Source organism: Candidatus Sulfidibacterium hydrothermale, from assembly GCF_020149915.1.
Classification (GTDB): Bacteria; Bacteroidota; Bacteroidia; order Bacteroidales; family F082; genus Sulfidibacterium; species Sulfidibacterium hydrothermale.
Window position 1 is genome coordinate 1,324,342 of record NZ_CP083760.1, and the last position, 18,402, is coordinate 1,342,743.

The window sequence follows — 18,402 nt, forward strand, 5'->3', positions numbered from 1 at the left end:
AATAGGCGAAGCCTCTATCCCATATCGGGATAGAGGTTTTCGCCTGTAAAATAGAAATAAAGTATTACTTGATTTCGACTTCAGCACCAGCTTCTTCAAGCTGTTTTTTCAGTGCTTCAGCTTCGTCTTTGGTCACGCCTTCTTTGATTGCTTTAGGAGCAGAATCAACAAGTTCTTTCGATTCTTTCAATCCGAGACTGGTGAGTTCTTTAACCAGTTTTACTACGGCAAGTTTGGACTGACCGGGAGCTTTCAGAATAACATCAAAAGCGGTTTGTTCTTCAGCAGCAGCTTCAGCACCACCGGCAGCGGGGCCAGCAACAACTGCAGCAGCAGCGGGTTCAATACCATACTCTTCTTTCAAAATTTCAGCCAGTTCGTTTACTTCTTTTACAGTGAGGTTAACTAATTGTTCTGCAAATGCTTTTAAATCTGCCATTTTTGTATAATTTAAATTGTGTTATAAATGCTAATTAATTTTCTTGTATTCAATATTTTTCGCCTTATTCGCTTTTTTCGGATAAGGTTTCGAGAATTCCAGACAGTTTGTGGCCGCCGGATTTCAATGCCGAAAGGACATTGTTCATAGGTGACTGTAGCAAGGAAATTACATCGGCAATCAGTTCGTCTTTCGACTTGATGGAGGCCAGGAATTCGAGTTGTTCGTCCCCAAGGTAAGTCATCTCCTCAATGTAGGCGGCTTTTAAGATGGGGTATTTCGATTTTTTCCGGAACTCTTTGATCACTTTTGCCGGGGCACTGCCCGATTCGGCAAACATGAGCGATGTATTTCCTTTGAGTGCTTCGTATAACTCATCGAAATCTCTTTCCGATTGCTCCATGGCTTTGCGCAGCAAGGTATTTTTTACCACACGCATTACAATGCCACGGTTAAAGCACATTCTTCTGAGTTTACTGGTGTCTTCCGCATTGAGTGTGGAGACATCGGTAAGATAGAAGTTATGATGCTCAGACAGCTGTTGGGCAAGAGATTCGATTAGTTGTTTTTTATCTTCTTTTCTCATAACAATTGCTTGTTTTTACTAGGCATTAACCGATTTAGGATCCACGGCAACACCCGGACTCATGGTGCTCGACAAATAGATACTTTTCACATAGTTTCCTTTGGCGGCAGCCGGTCGCAGTTTGATAATGGTATTCAACAATTCGGATGCATTTTCAAAGAGTTTTTGATCTTCAAAACTCACTTTGCCAATGGGCGAATGAATGATACCGTATTTATCTACTTTAAAATCAATTTTACCGGCTTTGGCTGCTTTAACAGCGTTGCCAACATCCATGGTAACCGTTCCCGTTTTAGGGTTCGGCATTAAACCGCGCGGGCCAAGAATCCTTCCGAGTTGTCCTACTTTAGGCATTACACTCGGCATGGTTATTACTACATCTACATCGGTCCAGCCGCCTTTGATTTTTTGGATGTACTCATCCAATCCTACAAAGTCGGCTCCTGCTGCTTTGGCTTCCTCCTCTTTATCGGGTGTACACAGTACGAGAACCCGCAAATCTTTACCGGTACCATGGGGAAGGGTTACTGAACCTCTCACCATTTGGTTGGCTTTTCGCGGGTCTACGCCAAGGCGTACACTCAAATCAACTGAAGCATCAAATTTAGTATAGGTGATTTTCTTTACTAATTCAACGGCTTCTGCTAAGGAGTACTGTTTGTTCTTGTCGAATTTGGCCAAAGCTTCTTTGTGTTTTTTTGACATTTTTGCCATATTCTCCTCCTGTTAACAGATTAATTACTTGCGGGAAATTCACCCTTAATAGTTACACCCATACTTCTTGCCGTACCGGCAACCATACGCATGGCCGATTCCACGGTGAAAGCATTTAAATCTTTCATTTTGGCTTCGGCAATGGCTCTTACCTGATCCCAGGTAATGCTGGCTACTTTTATTCGGTTAGGTTCTGCCGAACCTTTTTTCAGTTTGGCAGCTTCCATGATTTGTACGGCCACCGGTGGTGTTTTGATGATGAAATCAAAGGACTTATCTTTGTAAACAGTAATGATAACAGGGATGACCTTGCCGGCCTGATCCTGTGTACGGGCATTGAACTGTTTACAAAACTCCATGATGTTCACCCCTTTGGCACCTAATGCCGGTCCGACGGGTGGGGATGGGTTTGCAGCACCGCCTTTAATCTGTAGTTTAATTAATCCTATTACTTCTTTTGCCATTTTAAACCCATTGTTTAAAATTAGTCAATAACTACTCTTTCTCTACCTGCATGAAACCCAGTTCAAGCGGTGTTTTACGACCAAAGATCTTCACCATCACTTTCAATCGTTTTTTCTCTTCGTTGATCTCTTCGATCACGCCGCTAAAACTACTGAATGGTCCATCGATAACGGTAACGGTTTCACCGACAATAAACGGAATGTTCACCTCTTCACCTTGTTCGGCCAATTCATCCACTTTTCCAAGGATCCGTTTCACTTCGGCCGGACGGATAGGGTCGGGGCGTCCTGCAGTACCAAGAAAACCCAGTACATCAGGAATATTCCGGATAATGTGCGGAATTTCGCCGGTAAGCTCGGCCTCTACCAATACATAACCGGGAAAATAATTACGCTCTTTGCTGATCTTTTTCCCCTTACGAATTTGGTAAACCTTTTCGGTGGGAATGAGAACCTGCGAAATATAATCCTCAATGCCGAGACGCTTAATCTCATTCTCAAGGCGTTCTTTCACTTTCTTCTCTTTACCACTGATGGCTCTGACCACATACCATTTTTTACCGGAATCTTCGTTCATCTCGCAGGCAGGTTCTGATTAGTTATTAACAAGTTAAAAATATATTTAATTCGAACAGTACGTTTCAACCGATTAAAAAAGGCCGTAAAACCTTTGAAGGATGGTTGAAAAGGTGAAATCCATCAAATAAACCACAATTGCGATTATTAGGGAAGCAACGGATACCACAATAGCACTGTTCTGCAGCTCACTCCACGTAGGCCAGGACACTTTGTGCATCCATTCGTTATTAACTTCTTTCAGGTAGTTAACAATACTAAATTTTGCCATTTTTTTAAGCTATTTTGCACGGGTGGTAGGAATCGAACCCACAACCAACGGTTTTGGAGACCGCTACTCTACCAATTGAGCTACACCCGTATTGCCTTTTTAGCAGTCAAAAGGCATCCCGAAATATCGGGATACCTTCCAACCGTGATTATTTTATTGACTGGTTTTGATTAGTCGTCAAGAATTTCAGTTACCTGACCAGCACCTACGGTACGACCGCCTTCACGAATAGCAAAACGCAGACCTTTGTCCATAGCAATGTCAGAGATCAGTTTTACTTCGATAGAGAGGTTGTCACCAGGCATAACCATTTCCACACCGTCGGGAAGAATAACTTCACCGGTTACGTCGGTTGTTCTGAAATAGAACTGAGGACGGTATTTGTTGTGGAACGGAGTGTGACGACCACCTTCTTCTTTTTTCAGAATATAAACTTCTGCTTTGAAGTGGTTGTGAGGGGTTACTGAACCAGGAGCGGCAATAACCATTCCCCTTTTGATTTTATCTTTGTCAATACCACGCAACAGCAATCCGGCATTGTCACCAGCCATACCTTCGTCAAGAATTTTGCGGAACATTTCCACACCGGTAACTACCGATTTCATTTTGTGAGCACCCATACCAATGATTTCAACAGGATCACCAGTATGAATAACACCGGTTTCAATTCTACCGGTAGCTACAGTACCACGACCAGTAATGGAGAACACGTCTTCAACCGGCATCAGGAACGGTTTATCTTTGTCACGAACAGGTTCCGGAATCCAGGTGTCACAGGCATCCATCAGTTCGTAGATTTTTTCAACCCATTTGGGCTCTTTATTCAGGGCACCCAAAGCAGAACCTTGGATAATCGGTGTATTATCGCCGTCGAAGTCATAGAAGCTTAACAGGTCGCGAATTTCCATTTCAACCAGTTCAAGCAGTTCTTCGTCGTCAACCATATCTACTTTGTTCATGAAAACAACGATACGGGGAACACCTACCTGACGAGCCAGAAGGATGTGCTCACGGGTCTGCGGCATAGGACCGTCAGTAGCAGCAACAACCAAAATAGCGCCGTCCATCTGAGCAGCACCAGTTACCATGTTTTTCACATAGTCAGCGTGACCAGGACAGTCAACGTGAGCGTAGTGACGATTATCAGTTTCGTACTCTACGTGAGCGGTGTTAATGGTAATACCCCTTTCTTTTTCTTCGGGAGCATTGTCAATGGAATCGAATGACTTAAACTCTGCCAAACCTTTGTCTTGAAGTGTTAGCGTAATGGCAGCCGTTAAAGTGGTTTTTCCATGGTCAACGTGACCGATAGTCCCAATATTTACGTGCGGTTTGGAACGTTCAAATTTTTCTTTAGCCATATTAAAAATGTTAAAAATTAATGTTTGTTTGATTACTTTATTTCTATTTCCTACCTGAGCCGAGGACGAGAATTGAACTCGTGACCCCTTCCTTACCAAGGAAGTGCTCTACCCCTGAGCTACCCCGGCAATCCTGAGCGGGAAACCGGACTCGAACCGGCCACCTACAGCTTGGAAGGCTGTCGCTCTACCAGATGAGCTACTCCCGCTTGTCAAACCTTATTATTAAGGTTTTTTCTGGTGGGGGGAGGAGGATTCGAACCTCCGAAGGCTAAGCCAACAGATTTACAGTCTGCCCCGTTTGACCGCTTCGGTATCCCCCCGGTTTTTTTCAAGATGTTTATGAACTGAGCCAGCAGAGGGATTCGAACCCCCGACCGGCTGATTACAAATCAGCTGCTCTGGCCAACTGAGCTATGCTGGCAGTTTTACCGCTTGCTTTGAATCAGTTTCTTTTCTTTGTTTTCAATACTTTCAGAACACTGCCAAAAAAAAGCAGACCTTCTCTCAAAAAGGTCTGCAAAAATAGAATGTTTCATTGAAATTACCAAACTATTTTTTCAAAAAGTTTAAAAATTATTTTTTGAACCGTTCTTTATACTTTTCAACTTGTCGTTTGAGTGCGTCAATAGCCTGATCAACAGACTCTTCAAAGGTTCTGGTTTGTTTCTTGGCAAACAATTCCTCCCCTTTCATCAGTAGCCGGATTTCGGCAATTTTGTTCTCGCGGGTTTCACTTTTGTCTAATCTTAAAACCACATCCGAATCCAGAATCTGTTCGTGAAAACCGAAAAACTTCTGTAACTTGCGTTCAATGAAATTTTCCAGCTTCTGATCCGCTTTGAACTTGACTGATTTCACATTTACTTTCATGTTAACCTCCTTTTTTTAAGCGGGCCCTGGGATGGGCCTGAGAATATATTGATTTTAACTGTTCAATGCTGGTATGCGTGTAGATCTGCGTTGCCGTCAGATCAGCATGCCCCAACAGTTCTTTGATTGCATTTAATGATGCCCCGTGGTTTAACAGGTGGGTGGCAAATGTATGACGGAGTACATGCGGACTCTTCCGGTCGGGCATATAACCTTGTAAAGCTTGGTGTACAATACGGTAAATCAATTTCGGATATGCTTTTGTCCCTTTGTCGGTAACAATAAACCGGTTGGTATCGGTTGTTATTGTTTCTTTTGCCTGAAGATAGCGTTTCATTTCGGCAGCCAGTTCTCCTGAGAACGGAATGATCCGCTCTTTGTTTCTTTTTCCGGTTACTTTCAACCGGTTTTCGTCAAAGTCAATATCCGAAGTTTTTAGTAAAAGCAGTTCGTTGAGCCGCATGCCGGTACCATAAAGCAATAAAACAACCATTCGGTTCCGTTTCGTACCGAAATCATCACCTATATATACCTTATTTAATAAAGACTGCATTTTGTCTTCGTCCACAAAAACCGGTAATGGTTTCCCCTTTTTTAAACTGTGAATATTCTGTACCGGGTTTACGGCAATCATTCCCGATTTTAAAAGGAACCGATAGTAGGCTTTTAGTGCACTAATTTTTCGGTTAATACTTGATGGCGAAAGATCCTGGTCCATCAGATGAACAATCCACGACCGGATCATCTCCATATTGGCTTTCGCCGGTGATGGTATCGCAAACGTCTCTTCTAAAAAGGTACTAAATGTCGTTAAATCGTTCCGGTAGGCAAGGAGCGTGTGTGCGGAACTCCGTTTTTCGGTTTGCAGGTATCTAATAAATTGATTCACGCTCATATAAACAGAAAAAACTTTGATTCAAAGATAAGAAATCTTTTTACTGAATCAAAGTTTTTTCTCTCGAAAAATCCTAAAAAAGCTTAACTAACCTTGTTCGGCCTGACGGAGCTTCTGAATGTAAATGGCTTTCAGTTTTTGCTCTCTTCTTCTCACGGAAGGTTTGGTGTAACGTTGACGTTCGCGCAAAGCACGCATGGTACCGGTTTTTTCAAACTTCCGTTTGAAACGTTTCAGGGCTCTGTCAATGTTTTCGCCTTCTTTTACAGGAATAATAATCATTGTAAATACCTACTTTCTTTTTAGTTAATAATAAAAAATGATTATTTCGGACGGCAAAAGTATAAAAATTTTGAATAATCCCTTCACCGCAATAAAATTTATTGTGTAAAGTTGGTGTTGGCTAATTTTTATTTTGATGTATTGATAATATCTTCATTATTATTACCCAGTTTTCGCTGAATTCATAATGGGTAATTACTGGGTGGTAAAAAGATAATGTTCGGAAAAAATATTAATTGTGGGTGGGCCTCCCGAAACGGGCGGGGCGGCGTAGGCGTGAATGCTGGAAATCCTACAGCACCGAACAAAAGCGCTTGCGTTTCGGTTGATAAACCGGTTCTTTTGCCGGTGATGTTGATTTTCAGCAGAGCGGGCAGAAGCATCCGTTTCGGGCCGCTTTCTTTGGTTCATTTCTTGGCGGGACAAGAAATGAACAAGAAAACAAAGAACAAAAAGGTGTGTATCTATCTGACAATAAAGAATCTGGTGTAAATAAATTTGTTGGATAGAAATTTTTCCTGGTTTAAATCATTGAACCCCTTCGGGGTTCTGCTTCTTGTTATTTTTATTCCGCGGGTTTCACCCGTGGTTAATTTATTTAATCCCTTCGGGATTCCGCAAAACCATTTTGGAAAAGAGGAGAAACCATAATGGATATATGACACAAGCCTTTTTCTTCATCAAAACCAGCTGGTATCGCATCAAAAGATGAATTAGCCTTGATGTTTGGTCTTAATAGACGAGAATCAGTTATTTTTTGTTGGTCGAAAGACTCTTATGGAGAACGTAGAAAATAATCCCCCCTTCATCGTTTAGGCGTCTGCTTGGACAATGAAGGGGGGATGCGTTTTTGCTGAGGAAGCTATTGCGTAGTCCACGGTAGCTGCCCCATTCGTTATTACCCAGCTGTTCTTTATTTCAGATATTTCAAGATGAAATCGGTCATTTTGGTGTACAAATGATACCGTGTGTTTCCTCCATAAATGCCGTGATTTTTATTGGGATAAACCATCATGTCGAATTGTTTGTTGGCACTTACCAATGCCGAAATCATGGTCATGGAGTTAATCGGGTGTACGTTATCGTCGCCACTGCCAAAGATCAGTAAATAATGTCCTTTCATTTGGTTAACATATTTCAGTGGTGAGTTTTCATCGTATCCTTCTTTGTTTTCCTGGGGAGTACGCATGTACCGTTCGGTGTAAATGTTGTCATAAAACCGCCAGTTGGTAACCGGAGCTACAGCTACAGCTGTGCTGAATACACCGGCGCCTTTGGTAATGGCCAGGCTGGCCATAAAACCGCCATAACTCCAGCCGAAAATGCCGATGCGGGTGCTGTCAACGTAAGGAAATTTCGCTATGCGTTTGGCGGCTTCAATTTGGTCGGCAATTTCATATTTCCCTAATTGGAGATAGGTCATTTTTTTGAATAATTCGCCACGGGCTCCGGTGCCCCGGTTATCTACCGAGATGACAACAATCCCTTTTTCTGCCAGCATCTGGAACCAAAAATAGTTACTCCAGCCCCATGAGTTGGTTACGGTTTGAACTCCCGGACCTCCGTAAACATACATCAGCACAGGGTATTTTTTCAGCGGATCAAAATGCGGCGGTTTAATAATCCAGGCATTCAAATTCACCTGTTTCCCGTTCGGAAGTTTAAATTCGGGCGATTGTATGGTGAAAAACTCTTTTTTGCTCAAATCATATTGTTGCATCTTTTTGATAAAAGCCTGATTGTCTTCCAGTACGCGGATTTGCTTTCCGGTGTAGTCGTTTACAGTAATATAAGGTGGGGTGTTTGCATCGCTCCAGGTGTTGATGTAGTAGTCGAAACTTTTGCTGAAAACGGCATCGTTGGTACCGGTGCGGGTTGAGATCATGTGCATTTTTCCTTTCAGGTTGACCGCCATAATATCGCGGTCGAGCGGAGAAGTTTTGGCTGCCTGAAAAAATACCAGCTTTTTGGCCGGATTGTAGCCGTACACTTTCATAACATCCCAGTGCCCTTTGGTGAGTTGTCTCTCTTTTTTACCGGTCATGTCTTCCAGGTAAATGGCATTGTAACCGTTTTTTTCGGAAGTAATCAGAAACTTTTTCCCGTCGGGAAGGAAAGTCAAGTCATCGGTGATGTCAATGTAATATTTATTGTTTTCGGTATAAATAATTTTACTTTTTCCGGTGTTGGCATCAGCCACCAGGATGTCCAGGTGGTTTTGCAGGCGGTTTAATCGTTCGATGGCCAGCTTGTCTGCCTGTGTTGTCCATTTAATACGGGGAATATACTGATCCGGATTAGGGCCTACATCCATTTTAACGGTTTTGCCGGTAGCCAAATCGTAGGTGTAAATCTGTACGATGGAGTTGTTTTCTCCGGCTACCGGATATTTATAGGTGTATTCTTCGGGATAAGCACTTTTTCTCCCGTGATAAAACGGCAGCGTGTACTGTTTTACTTTGCTTTCGTCAAACCGGTAAAAAGCAATCTTTTTTCCGTCGGGTGACCAGAAAAAGGCTTTGGTAAAACTAAATTCTTCTTCGTAAACCCAGTCGCAGGTTCCGTTGATGATTTTGTTTTTCTTTCCGTCAAAAGTGATTTGCTTTTCCTCGCCGGTTTTCAGATCTTTGATAAAAATGTTGTTATCTCTCACAAAAGCCACTTTGTTCCCGTCCGGCGAAAAGTCGGCAAGCCGTTGTTTCCCTTTATCGGAGAGCGGGGTTAGTTTTTTTGTTTTTGAATCCCAGATATAATCGTATGAAATGCGCGAGTGCCGATAAATGTGTTCGGTTTGGGTGGGGAAAATAAATTTGGTTTCGTCTTTATTTACCGAGAAATCCCCAATTTGAATCGGGGTTTTCTTTCCTTCAGGGATCAATTCTTTTCCGTTGACCAGTGTGTAAACCGAATCGCCGGTTTTGTAGTCAAATACGACGATGGAACCGTTTTTGATTTCGGTGTATTGTTTTCCGTTGTTCAGCGATACAATGCCGTGGACCGTTTTAGGATAAAGTGAGTAATTGGTCCATAAATCCCGGAGATTAACATCTTTTTTTTCAGATTGGGAAAACCCGGTTTGGCTGTATACCATGAAAAGTACAACCAAAGAAAACTGGATAAATTTTTTCATTGTAATTGTCTTTTTATTTTTTTACAAAAGTAAGAAATGAAAACCGGAGATTCCACAAAATCAGCGAAAACATTTTTTTGGGAAAAAGCATTTCTTTCAAAGAATTTTTTACTTTTGCAACCCCGATAAAACGGGTAAAGTTCGTATTTATTCTGGCTTAAAAAGGGACATTAGCTCAGTTGGTTTAGAGCATTGCTTTCACAGAGCAGGGGTCACTGGTTCGAATCCAGTATGTCCCACTACCTTTTTGTTTTTCAGGGACATTAGCTCAGTTGGTTTACCTGCCCGCCGAACTATAATAACAAAGGGACGTTAGCTCAGTTGGTTTAGAGCGCTTGCTTGACAGGCAAGAGGTCACTGGTTCGATTCCAGTACGCCCCACACCTCACCGGAATCTTCCGGTTTTTTTATGTCCGGAGTTTTCTGTTTCGTTCGTGAAATATGCCGTTGTAACTTGTTGGCCGCTTTTTCGAATTACAAAATTTTCTTTTGTACCTTTAACCGCTGATTTAAAATTTAACATCATGCTGACAAAATGTATTTTAATCATTTATCCGGAAGTTTATGAAACCAAGCTGGCTATCTTTAAAAATAATGATCCGGTTTTCCTGAAAACCATTCGTCATAGTCAGGAAGAATTATCAAAATTTAAAACTATTCCCGAACAGACGACCTTTCGTAAAAACAGCATTTTAAATGAATTGAAGAAAAATGATCTGGATTTATCGAATATAGAAATCATTATGGGGCGCAGCGGGATGGTGAAACCGGTGGCGCAGGGCGTTTATGAAATTAACCGGGCGATGGTGAATGATTTGACGGTGGGCGTGATGGGGATGCATGAAACCAATCTCGGAGGCCTGATTGCTTATGAAATAGCCCGTGAGTGGGGTAAAAAAGCATATATGGCCAATCCGGTAGTGGTGGATGAACTCTCGGAAGTGGCACGGGTAACCGGTCATCCGGAATTTGAAAGAAAATCCATTTTCCATGCTTTGAACCATAAACATGTGGCTTGTAAGTATGCCAAAACCATGAATAAAAATTATGAAGATCTGAATCTGATTATTTGCCATATCGGCAGCGGGGGAATTTCCATCGGTGCCCATCAGCATGGCCGGGTAGTAGACGTGAATCAGGCCTTTGACGGCGGAGGCCCTTTTTCTATTCGTCGTACCGGAACCCTGCCGGTCGGACAACTGGTGCATTATTGCTTTCACAGCGGGAAAACCGAAGCGGAAATCATGGAGATGATCACTTCCAAAGGCGGGTATTACGCTTATCTCGGAACGGACAATATTGACAAAATCAACCGGCTGATTGCCGAAGGTGACGAAAAAGCCACTTTTATTTCACGGGCGTTGGCGTATGCTGTTTCCAAAGAAATAGCGTCGCATTATGCTACGCTTGAAGGAAAAGTGGATGCCATTATCCTGACCGGGATGATTTTTGACAGTGAGCAGTTTCTGGAAAATGTAAAAAAACGAATTGGCGGTATTGCCCCCATTGCCCTTTATCCTTCGGTAAATGATTTTGAAGCTTTAGGACGATACGGAATGATGGTCCTGAAAGGAGAAGTGCAGGTAAAAGTTTACGAATGACGTTTTTTATACCGGTTGTTTTAAAAATGTGCTAAAAATGCATTTTGATTTGTAATGGGATTATAATCTCCGGAAAGTAATTTCGTTATTCAGTATTTTTAGAAGGTGTTCAGAATATTCGTTCAGATACGGAAGAATACCTTCTTCTTTAAATTCTTCAAGCAGCTCTTGTTTGGTTTTTAAGTGACCGAATGTGCCTGTCCGGATGTTCCCCGGAAGGGCTGTTTTATCGCCGTAAACAGAAACTTGTTTTTGGGTACTTCTGATTCGGGAGGGAAGGGCAATCATGCCAAGCATTACCGGATGCTCTGGTTTGCGGACGTCCCATATTTCAATACGTTCGTTTGTCATTAGCAGGGTTTGTGTGAGGATGGTTTTAACGTATCCCTCATGTTTTGACAGCCCTTTTACATTCTGCGCTTTGAGCTGGTTGTATTGAGATTCCGTGATGGTTTCGGTAACCGGTTTCCCGTCTTTCATCACTTGTTGGGTATAAGTTACGTATCGCCCGATGGAAGTTTTGGGCGCCGTGCGGATAAACTCAGGGGGATTCTTTTCGTCTTTATTTAGTTTAATCAAAATAAAACCGTTTCCTAACCGGCGGGCAAAGAGTGGATAGTTATCCGGATAATTCAGGTTGATGTTGGTCATTGCGTTGGTAAGGCGCGGAAAATGGATGTAGGGCGGAGTATCCCGTGAAATTATTCCTGAAAGCTCATAAGGCTCGATGGCTTTTCCGTTTGGATTGATGACAATGACTTCTGCTACCGAGCATCTTTCCGCTTTTTGTGCCCGGGCAGCCGCATCAAGATATCCGGGAATCCATTGATCTGCCTGTTTGTACAGGTTAGCTGCTTCGGCTTCAGATTGAAAAGTTCCTTCGGTTTCTTTGGCTTTTGCAGCCTGATACAACAGCCATGCTCCTTTGATGTTTACCTCCTTTAGTAGTGCGGCAGTATTTTTATAATCCGGGACGTATTGAATGGTTTTTGAAAGATATTTTTTTGCATCCATCAAGTCATTCAATTGTCTGGAAGAAGCAAGTTGGGCGCCTTTCTGATAAAATAAGCTGGCGAGCATCGGGTTACTGTTGTTATAATTGGGGATAAATGTATTGGCTTTGTCAAAATAGTAAACCGCTTTGAACCGGTGAGAAAAATCAGGATACATTTTGTAAATCCGCATGCCTTCTTCGTAATAAATGGCAGCACTTTCGTGGTTTATTTCATTTTGATACGCATTGGAATATTTTTTCGCCAGGGCAAAGTGTTCGAGTGCTTTTTGACGTTGTGTAAAATCAGTCGTGCTGTGAATAATTTGAAGTGCTGCTTTCATGTGAGCTGCAGCTGCCTTGGCCCGTGCTTCTTTTAACAATGGCCGGTAATCTTTAACCTGTAACGGGATGGTTTTTCCTTTGCAGGAAATTACTCCGTCGGGGAACATTTCCAGTATGTCGTTGAGTTTGATCCAATCAGGTATGGCATCGGCCAGCTGATCATATCCAAAAGGATTGCTGGCTGCATTTTTTTCAATGACCGACATGGCCCATAAAGCTTTTTTATACTCGGTTTTAAACTTTTTAAAATGCCGTTTGGTAATCTTTTTGTTTAGCTTTTCGGCTTCTTTGGTTGCTTCTTTTACGGCTTGCTGACCCAAGACAGCTGGAGAGAAAAATAAAAGTAAAGACAATGAAATCAGAAATAAAGTAATGCGTTTCATGGTTTGATATTTTTATCAGACAGGGCTTTTTGCCGATCAAAAAGTTTTTCAAATACCTTTTAATGCCGATTGAAAATCAAAATGTACTTTTGGTTCATTTCAATCCCCAAAACGCTTGATTTAATATCGGTATTTACCATTCTAGATTTTAAAATGCACGGTTAGCGCATTTTAAAATACAATTGGTATAACCGGCTTTTCCTCAATCGGATGTAAATATAAGAAAAAAATTATTTGGGGTCTGCACAGAGTAAGCCCGGTGTTAAATCCATACAAAAAACCGGAATTGGGTTCTTTAGGTGGTTAGTGCATTTTAGGTTTTGCCGACAAAGGGAGGGCTTCGCCAAGCGGAAGAGTGTCCGAACGGATGATTTTCCAGAAAGTTGCAGATCCTGGGCCATGATCGGTGTTTGTCAGGACAATAAGTGTTTTATGGTGTTTCATGTCCCGAATATTGAAAGAACGGAATCCTTTCCACCAGCCAAAGTGATAAACGGTGCTGTCCATGCCACCGCGGATACGCCAGCCAAAACCGTAATTGTCTTTTCTTCGCCAGTAGTGGGGACTTCCGGGAACAAATGCTTCGCGCAGGACGGAGTCGGGAAGCAGGGTGAACAAATCCCACGAACGATCAAATTTATATAAATCCAAAGCCGAACAGTAAATGTTTTTGTCGCCCAAAACGCCGTTAAGATAATCATTTGTCATCCGGCGCCATCGCCACCCGCGTAAATACCAGCCCGGTACTCCCTTGTCAACATACAAAGGCACTTTTTTTAGCCCGCGCATGGTGTACACAAAGGAAGAGTCCATGTGCAAAGGCTGAAAAATATTTTTCCGGATAAAATCCTCGAAATGCTCTCCGGTAACCGCTTCCACCACGTTAGCCAGTAAAGCATAGTTGGTATTGCAGTAATGAAAACCGTGGTTTGGTTTGAAATAAACGGTGGGTTTGTATTTTTCGAACAACGCCAGCATGTCGTCGTTGTTCATGGGAATTCTTTTGTTTTTCCACTCTTTTTGGGCCAGGCTCATATAACGGGGCAATCCGGTCCGGTGGTTCATCATTAATCGTAGCGTAATCCCCTCGTAGGGGAAGTCCGGAAGATATTTTCGTATATCGGTGTCATAATCTACTTTTCCCCGGTGTTTTAAGATCATAATGGCCAGTGCCGAAAACATCTTTGAGCCGGAAGCCAGCTGAAAAGCGTCACCGGTTTGAAGCGGGTCGCGGTGTCTTCGTTCATTCCGGTAACCATAGGCTTTGTCCAGGATAATACGCCCCTTTTCGGCATACAAAACCACGCCGTTAAAGCCGGTACGCCTTCGGAGATGTAAAAAAATCCGGTTTAGCTCTTTGGCTTTTTGTTGTATGATCAGACTGTCGTAAGAAGAATAAGGGATAAAATGGAGGGAATCGGCAGCCGTAGTTACCGGATGGTCCGGCTTTACGTGTTGCCTGCAGCCATATAAAAGGAACGCCGACAAGCCGGCGACAATCAGGATAAAATACGAAACTCTTTTTCTCATACGAAAGGGCAAAACTAAAAAAAATATAGCCTGTTTGGGCGAATTCCGGTTCGTGCCGGTCGAAAAAACAGGCGTATTATCCGTTATGGGAGAGGAAAAAGCGAAGTGAAAACGAAAGGTGTATTATTAAATATTTGTTTTTTAACTAGATACTTAAAGTGGTATGAGTTTTGCACTTTTTTGTTAAAAAAGTTGAAAAATGATTCTTCTCGCTTTTGTTTTGTTTTATGTCTTGCTGGTGGTGGCTTCCGCCGTTTATCTGTGGCGAAATCCGGCAGACCGTTACGGGCAGGAAGGTTTTATGACTTTATTCCTGAAAAAGAAAACCTCTCTATTTTCCGGCCGGGGAAAAGTTTCACGTTTTGTGATGACTTATAAATGTCCGCATTGTGGTTTTGAAACTTCTGATCCGGTTTCGTCGTGTCCCCATTGCCGGGCCGAAGGAAAAAAAGTTTCGATGGTTTCGTTGCCTTCTCTTCTCCCCGGATAGGTGCGGTAATCTGCCCGGAATATTTCTTCCGGATTAACGCTTTGCCGGTTTCATTTCATACAGGTTTATTACCTTTGTCCGCATAATCATTGTTGCCATCGCTATGCAGAAATTTGATGAAAATGCCTTTCCGGTGAATACACTGGAAAAAGAAATTAAATACCTCCGCCTGCTTTCCGACCGCTTTCCTAACATACAGGATGCCAGTACAGAAATTATCAACCTGGAAGCAATTTTAAATCTTCCTAAAGGAACCGAACATTTTCTGAGTGACATTCACGGCGAGTATGAAACCTTTAGCCATGTTTTAGCCAATGCTTCCGGAGTGGTACGGAAAAAAATTGAAGATGTATTTGGGAAAACTCTCCGTTTGAAAGATAAACGGCTTTTGGCCACCTTGATCTATTATCCCGAAGAAAAGCTGGATTTGGTGTTGAAAGAAGAAGAAGACCCGGATGAGTGGTTTTTTATTACGCTGCAACGTCTGATTAAAGTGGCCCGTGCGGCAGCATCAAAATATACCCGCTCAAAGGTGCGGAAAGCCATGCCGCCTTCGTTTTCGTATATCATTGTGGAATTATTGAATGAAAGTGGCGAAGATAAAGAAGAGTATTTTGAAGGCATCATCAACACCATTATTGAAATTCATCGGGCCGAAGCATTTATCATCGCCATTTGCCGATTTATTCAGCATTTGCTTATCGACCGGCTGCATATTATCGGTGATATTTTTGACCGTGGACCTTCTGCTGAAAAAGTGATGGACCGTCTTGTTGATTACCATTCGGTAGATATTCAGTGGGGAAATCATGATATTCTTTGGATGGGAGCTGCCTCCGGAAGCTATGCGCTGATTGCCAATATGATTCGTGTTTCTTTGCGGTATAATAATCTGGATACACTGGAAGATGCTTATGGCGTTAATCTTCTTCCGTTGGCTACCTTTGCCATGAAAACATATAAAGGGGATCCCTGTAAACCTTTTGCGGCAAAATCCGGCGACGACGGAAAAGATGCTGAGATTATCCGGCAGATGCATAAAGCCATTTCGATTATTCAGTTTAAACTGGAAGGACAGGTGGTACAGCGGAATCCGCATTTTCAGATGGATGACCGTTTGTTGCTGGATAAAATCGATTATGAAAAAGGAACCATCACCCTGAAAGGGAAAACATATGAGTTGCTGGACAAGCATTTTCCTACCATTGATCCGGAAAATCCGTATGTGCTGACGGAAGAAGAGCAGGAGGTAATGGAAAAATTGGGAAATAGCATTAAAAATAGTCAGCGATTGCAAAATCATATTGAATTTTTGTTTTCACACGGAAGCATGTATCTGACATTTAATGCCAACCTGTTGTATCATGGTTGTATTCCGATGGATGACAACGGGAAGTTTTCCGCTTTTCAGATAGAAGGCTCTTCTTATTCCGGAAAAGCGCTCTGCGATCATTTTGATCGTGTGGCCCGAAAAGCTTACCATTACCGGTTTAACCGAAAATATGAAACCACGGCGGATTATTTGTGGTATTTGTGGTGTGGGGCACAGTCTCCGCTATTCGGGAAAAATAAAATGGCCACTTTCGAGCGCTATTTTGTCGCCGAAAAAGAAACCCATGAAGAAGGACGGAATCCGTATTATAAACTGGCTTATGAAAGTGAAGCGGTTTGTAACACCATCTTGAAAGAGTTTGGCCTTACCGGTAAAAATTCACGAATTGTTAACGGTCATGTACCTGTAAAAGTAAAAAAAGGAGAAAGTCCTATCAAAGCCAATGGAAAATTATTTGTTATTGACGGCGGCATGTCTCTTCCTTATCAGAAAGTGACCGGAGTGGCTGGTTATACCTTGATTTATAACTCTTACGGACTGGTTTTGGTGGAACATGAACATTTTGATTCAAAACGGCAGGCCGTGGAAGATGAAAAAGATATCATTTCAAAACGAATTTACATAGAAACCAATGCTGTGCGAAAAAGGGTACGCGATACCGATATCGGAAAAGAATTGCTTACCCAGATCAGTGACCTGAAAATGTTGTTGACGGCTTACCGGAAGGGACTGATTAAAGAACGTTTTTAATTTTTGTTTTTGATGTTGCGGATATTGAAGTTTGGCGGGGCACTGCTGAAAGATAAACAGGGGATGCAGCAACTGTGCTCCATTGTGCAAAATTTTAATGGACAGCCACTGGTTGTGGTCGTTTCCGCACTGGGAAAAACAACCAATGCTCTGGAAGAGTTATTACAGCTTGGCTTTGAAAAAGAGGAGGCTCTTCTTGAAAAAAAATTCAACGAATTAAAGAAAAAGCATACAGAACTTGTTGATGCTTTGCGGTTCCAGCCGGATCATCCGTTATTTCTGAAGCTGGAAGAGTTGTTCGGCCGGCTGTGGGAAGCTTTGCATCGCCTTCCGGCCGATCCGTATCGGGCTTACGACTGGGTTGTTGGCTTTGGCGAGCTTTTTTCTTCAGAGATTGTACAGACGTGGTTGCTGAAAAACAGATTACCGGTGAAGTTGGTAGATGCCCGCCAGTTGCTGGTTACCGACGAAAATTTTACCCGGGCTTCTATACATTGGCCATATACTCAAAAAACCATTGATGCCCGTTGCCAGCCTCTGCTTCAACAAGGAAAAATTGTTTTAACACAGGGATTTATTGCCGGCAGCGAAAAAGGAAATCCGGTAACCCTCGGCCGGGAGGGTTCTGATTTTACTGCAGCAGTGTTGGCTTACGCTTTGGATGCAACGGAAGTCTGTATCTGGAAAGATGTTCCCGGACTGATGAATGGCGATCCGCGAATTTTTCCGGATGTGGTTCAGCTGCCGCATGTTTCTTATAACGAAGCAATTGAGTTGGCTTTTTATGGTGCTTCGGTCATCCATCCCAAGACTATTCAACCGCTGCAAAGAAAAAAGATTCCGTTGAAGGTTTGTTCGTTTTATTCTCCGGAAACAAAGCCTACCCTGATTGATGCCGATGAGTCGGATGATTCTAAAATACCGAATATCATTTTGAAGAAGAATCAGACTTTGCTGAGTATCAGTTCCCGGAATTTGTCTTTTATGGCAGAAGAGAATCTGAAAACGGTTTTTTCTGTTTTCAGCCGGTATAAAATCCATGTCAACTTGATGCAGAATTCAGCGGTGAGTTTTTCTGTTTGTTTTGACCAAAATCCCCGGAAATTGCAAGCTGTGTTTCAGGCATTGCAGGAATTATTTATCTTGAAATATAACGATGGTCTGCAATTATTAACCGTTCGTCATGATGATGGAAAAGTTTTTGAAAAACTCCTTCGCGGGAACGAAATTTATTTGTTGCATGAAAACCGTACTACCCGCCAGGTTTTAATGCGTCCGGTGAAAAAATAACAAAATTTATAGAAAGAACTGCTTCGCCTCTTTTCTGCATTTTCTATCTTTGTGGTTCATTTTTAAACAAATGAAACGAACATAGATTTTTTTAATCA

Annotated in this window: 17 protein-coding genes and 7 tRNA genes; 6 read left to right on the forward strand and 18 right to left on the reverse strand. The window is 42.3% G+C overall.

What is annotated here, in order from left to right; genetic code table 11:
* Positions 1–64 precede the first annotated feature (64 nt).
* The 16 genes from rplL to LA303_RS05240 all read right to left on the reverse strand — a co-directional run bounded on the left by rplL (position 65) and on the right by LA303_RS05240 (position 9,591).
* Complete coding sequence (rplL, locus tag LA303_RS05165; protein WP_240526863.1) at positions 65–439, reverse strand: 50S ribosomal protein L7/L12; 375 nt, start codon at positions 437–439, stop codon at positions 65–67.
* 64 nt (positions 440–503) lie between these two features.
* Positions 504–1,025, reverse strand: coding sequence for a 50S ribosomal protein L10 (gene rplJ, locus LA303_RS05170; protein ID WP_240526864.1), 522 nt, complete (start codon positions 1,023–1,025; stop codon positions 504–506).
* Between the two features lie 18 nt (positions 1,026–1,043).
* On the reverse strand, positions 1,044–1,739 hold the full coding sequence (gene rplA / locus LA303_RS05175; protein ID WP_240526865.1) for a 50S ribosomal protein L1: 696 nt from the start codon (positions 1,737–1,739) through the stop codon (positions 1,044–1,046).
* 20 nt (positions 1,740–1,759) lie between these two features.
* On the reverse strand, positions 1,760–2,203 hold the full coding sequence (gene rplK / locus LA303_RS05180) for a 50S ribosomal protein L11 (protein WP_240526866.1): 444 nt from the start codon (positions 2,201–2,203) through the stop codon (positions 1,760–1,762).
* 31 nt (positions 2,204–2,234) lie between these two features.
* Entirely contained in the window at positions 2,235–2,780 is a 546-nt protein-coding gene (gene nusG, locus LA303_RS05185; protein ID WP_240526867.1) for a transcription termination/antitermination protein NusG, read from the reverse strand.
* Between the two features lie 72 nt (positions 2,781–2,852).
* Positions 2,853–3,050, reverse strand: coding sequence for a preprotein translocase subunit SecE (secE, locus tag LA303_RS05190; RefSeq protein ID WP_240526868.1), 198 nt, complete (start codon positions 3,048–3,050; stop codon positions 2,853–2,855).
* Between the two features lie 17 nt (positions 3,051–3,067).
* Positions 3,068–3,140, reverse strand: a tRNA-Trp gene (locus tag LA303_RS05195).
* An 80-nt stretch (positions 3,141–3,220) separates the two neighbouring features.
* A complete protein-coding gene (gene tuf, locus LA303_RS05200) occupies positions 3,221–4,411 on the reverse strand; it encodes an elongation factor Tu (protein ID WP_240526869.1) in 1,191 nt (396 codons plus the stop codon).
* A 57-nt stretch (positions 4,412–4,468) separates the two neighbouring features.
* Positions 4,469–4,540 (reverse strand) — tRNA-Thr (locus tag LA303_RS05205).
* Between the two features lie 7 nt (positions 4,541–4,547).
* A tRNA-Gly gene (locus LA303_RS05210) sits at positions 4,548–4,620 on the reverse strand.
* A gap of 29 nt (positions 4,621–4,649) precedes the next feature.
* Positions 4,650–4,734: transfer RNA gene (locus LA303_RS05215), tRNA-Tyr, on the reverse strand.
* Positions 4,735–4,761: 27 nt separating this feature from the next.
* Positions 4,762–4,835: transfer RNA gene (locus LA303_RS05220), tRNA-Thr, on the reverse strand.
* Positions 4,836–4,987: 152 nt separating this feature from the next.
* Positions 4,988–5,284 carry a ribosome hibernation-promoting factor, HPF/YfiA family gene (hpf, locus tag LA303_RS05225; RefSeq protein WP_240526870.1) on the reverse strand — a complete coding sequence of 99 codons (297 nt, stop codon included), beginning with the start codon at positions 5,282–5,284 and terminating at the stop codon, positions 4,988–4,990.
* Position 5,285: 1 nt separating this feature from the next.
* Entirely contained in the window at positions 5,286–6,179 is an 894-nt protein-coding gene (locus LA303_RS05230) for a tyrosine-type recombinase/integrase (protein WP_240526871.1), read from the reverse strand.
* Positions 6,180–6,266: 87 nt separating this feature from the next.
* Positions 6,267–6,461, reverse strand: coding sequence for a 30S ribosomal protein S21 (gene rpsU / locus LA303_RS05235; RefSeq protein WP_240526872.1), 195 nt, complete (start codon positions 6,459–6,461; stop codon positions 6,267–6,269).
* A gap of 913 nt (positions 6,462–7,374) precedes the next feature.
* Positions 7,375–9,591 carry a S9 family peptidase gene (locus LA303_RS05240; RefSeq protein ID WP_240526873.1) on the reverse strand — a complete coding sequence of 739 codons (2,217 nt, stop codon included), beginning with the start codon at positions 9,589–9,591 and terminating at the stop codon, positions 7,375–7,377.
* A gap of 164 nt (positions 9,592–9,755) precedes the next feature.
* Here LA303_RS05240 and LA303_RS05245 point away from each other — a divergent pair.
* The 3 genes from LA303_RS05245 to buk all read left to right on the forward strand — a co-directional run bounded on the left by LA303_RS05245 (position 9,756) and on the right by buk (position 11,192).
* Positions 9,756–9,830 (forward strand) — tRNA-Val (locus tag LA303_RS05245).
* Between the two features lie 67 nt (positions 9,831–9,897).
* A tRNA-Val gene (locus tag LA303_RS05250) sits at positions 9,898–9,972 on the forward strand.
* 143 nt (positions 9,973–10,115) lie between these two features.
* Positions 10,116–11,192 (forward strand): butyrate kinase, encoded by a 1,077-nt coding sequence (gene buk / locus LA303_RS05255; RefSeq protein ID WP_240526874.1) that lies wholly within the window; start codon positions 10,116–10,118, stop codon positions 11,190–11,192.
* A 60-nt stretch (positions 11,193–11,252) separates the two neighbouring features.
* On the opposite strand, the gene LA303_RS05260 is transcribed toward buk, so the two are convergent.
* Together LA303_RS05260 and LA303_RS05265 are read right to left on the reverse strand one after the other, a co-directional pair.
* Positions 11,253–12,911: a hypothetical protein gene (locus LA303_RS05260; RefSeq protein WP_240526875.1), complete on the reverse strand. Its 1,659-nt coding sequence runs from the start codon at positions 12,909–12,911 to the stop codon at positions 11,253–11,255.
* A gap of 303 nt (positions 12,912–13,214) precedes the next feature.
* Entirely contained in the window at positions 13,215–14,441 is a 1,227-nt protein-coding gene (locus LA303_RS05265) for a serine hydrolase domain-containing protein (protein WP_240526876.1), read from the reverse strand.
* A 199-nt stretch (positions 14,442–14,640) separates the two neighbouring features.
* Between LA303_RS05265 and LA303_RS05270 the strand changes: the two genes are divergently transcribed.
* From LA303_RS05270 to LA303_RS05280, 3 genes are all read left to right on the forward strand, one after another.
* Entirely contained in the window at positions 14,641–14,931 is a 291-nt protein-coding gene (locus tag LA303_RS05270; RefSeq protein ID WP_240526877.1) for a hypothetical protein, read from the forward strand.
* A 103-nt stretch (positions 14,932–15,034) separates the two neighbouring features.
* Positions 15,035–17,014 (forward strand): fructose-1,6-bisphosphatase, encoded by a 1,980-nt coding sequence (locus LA303_RS05275; RefSeq protein WP_240526878.1) that lies wholly within the window; start codon positions 15,035–15,037, stop codon positions 17,012–17,014.
* Positions 17,015–17,026: 12 nt separating this feature from the next.
* Positions 17,027–18,304, forward strand: coding sequence for an aspartate kinase (locus LA303_RS05280; RefSeq protein WP_240526879.1), 1,278 nt, complete (start codon positions 17,027–17,029; stop codon positions 18,302–18,304).
* Positions 18,305–18,402 lie beyond the last annotated feature (98 nt).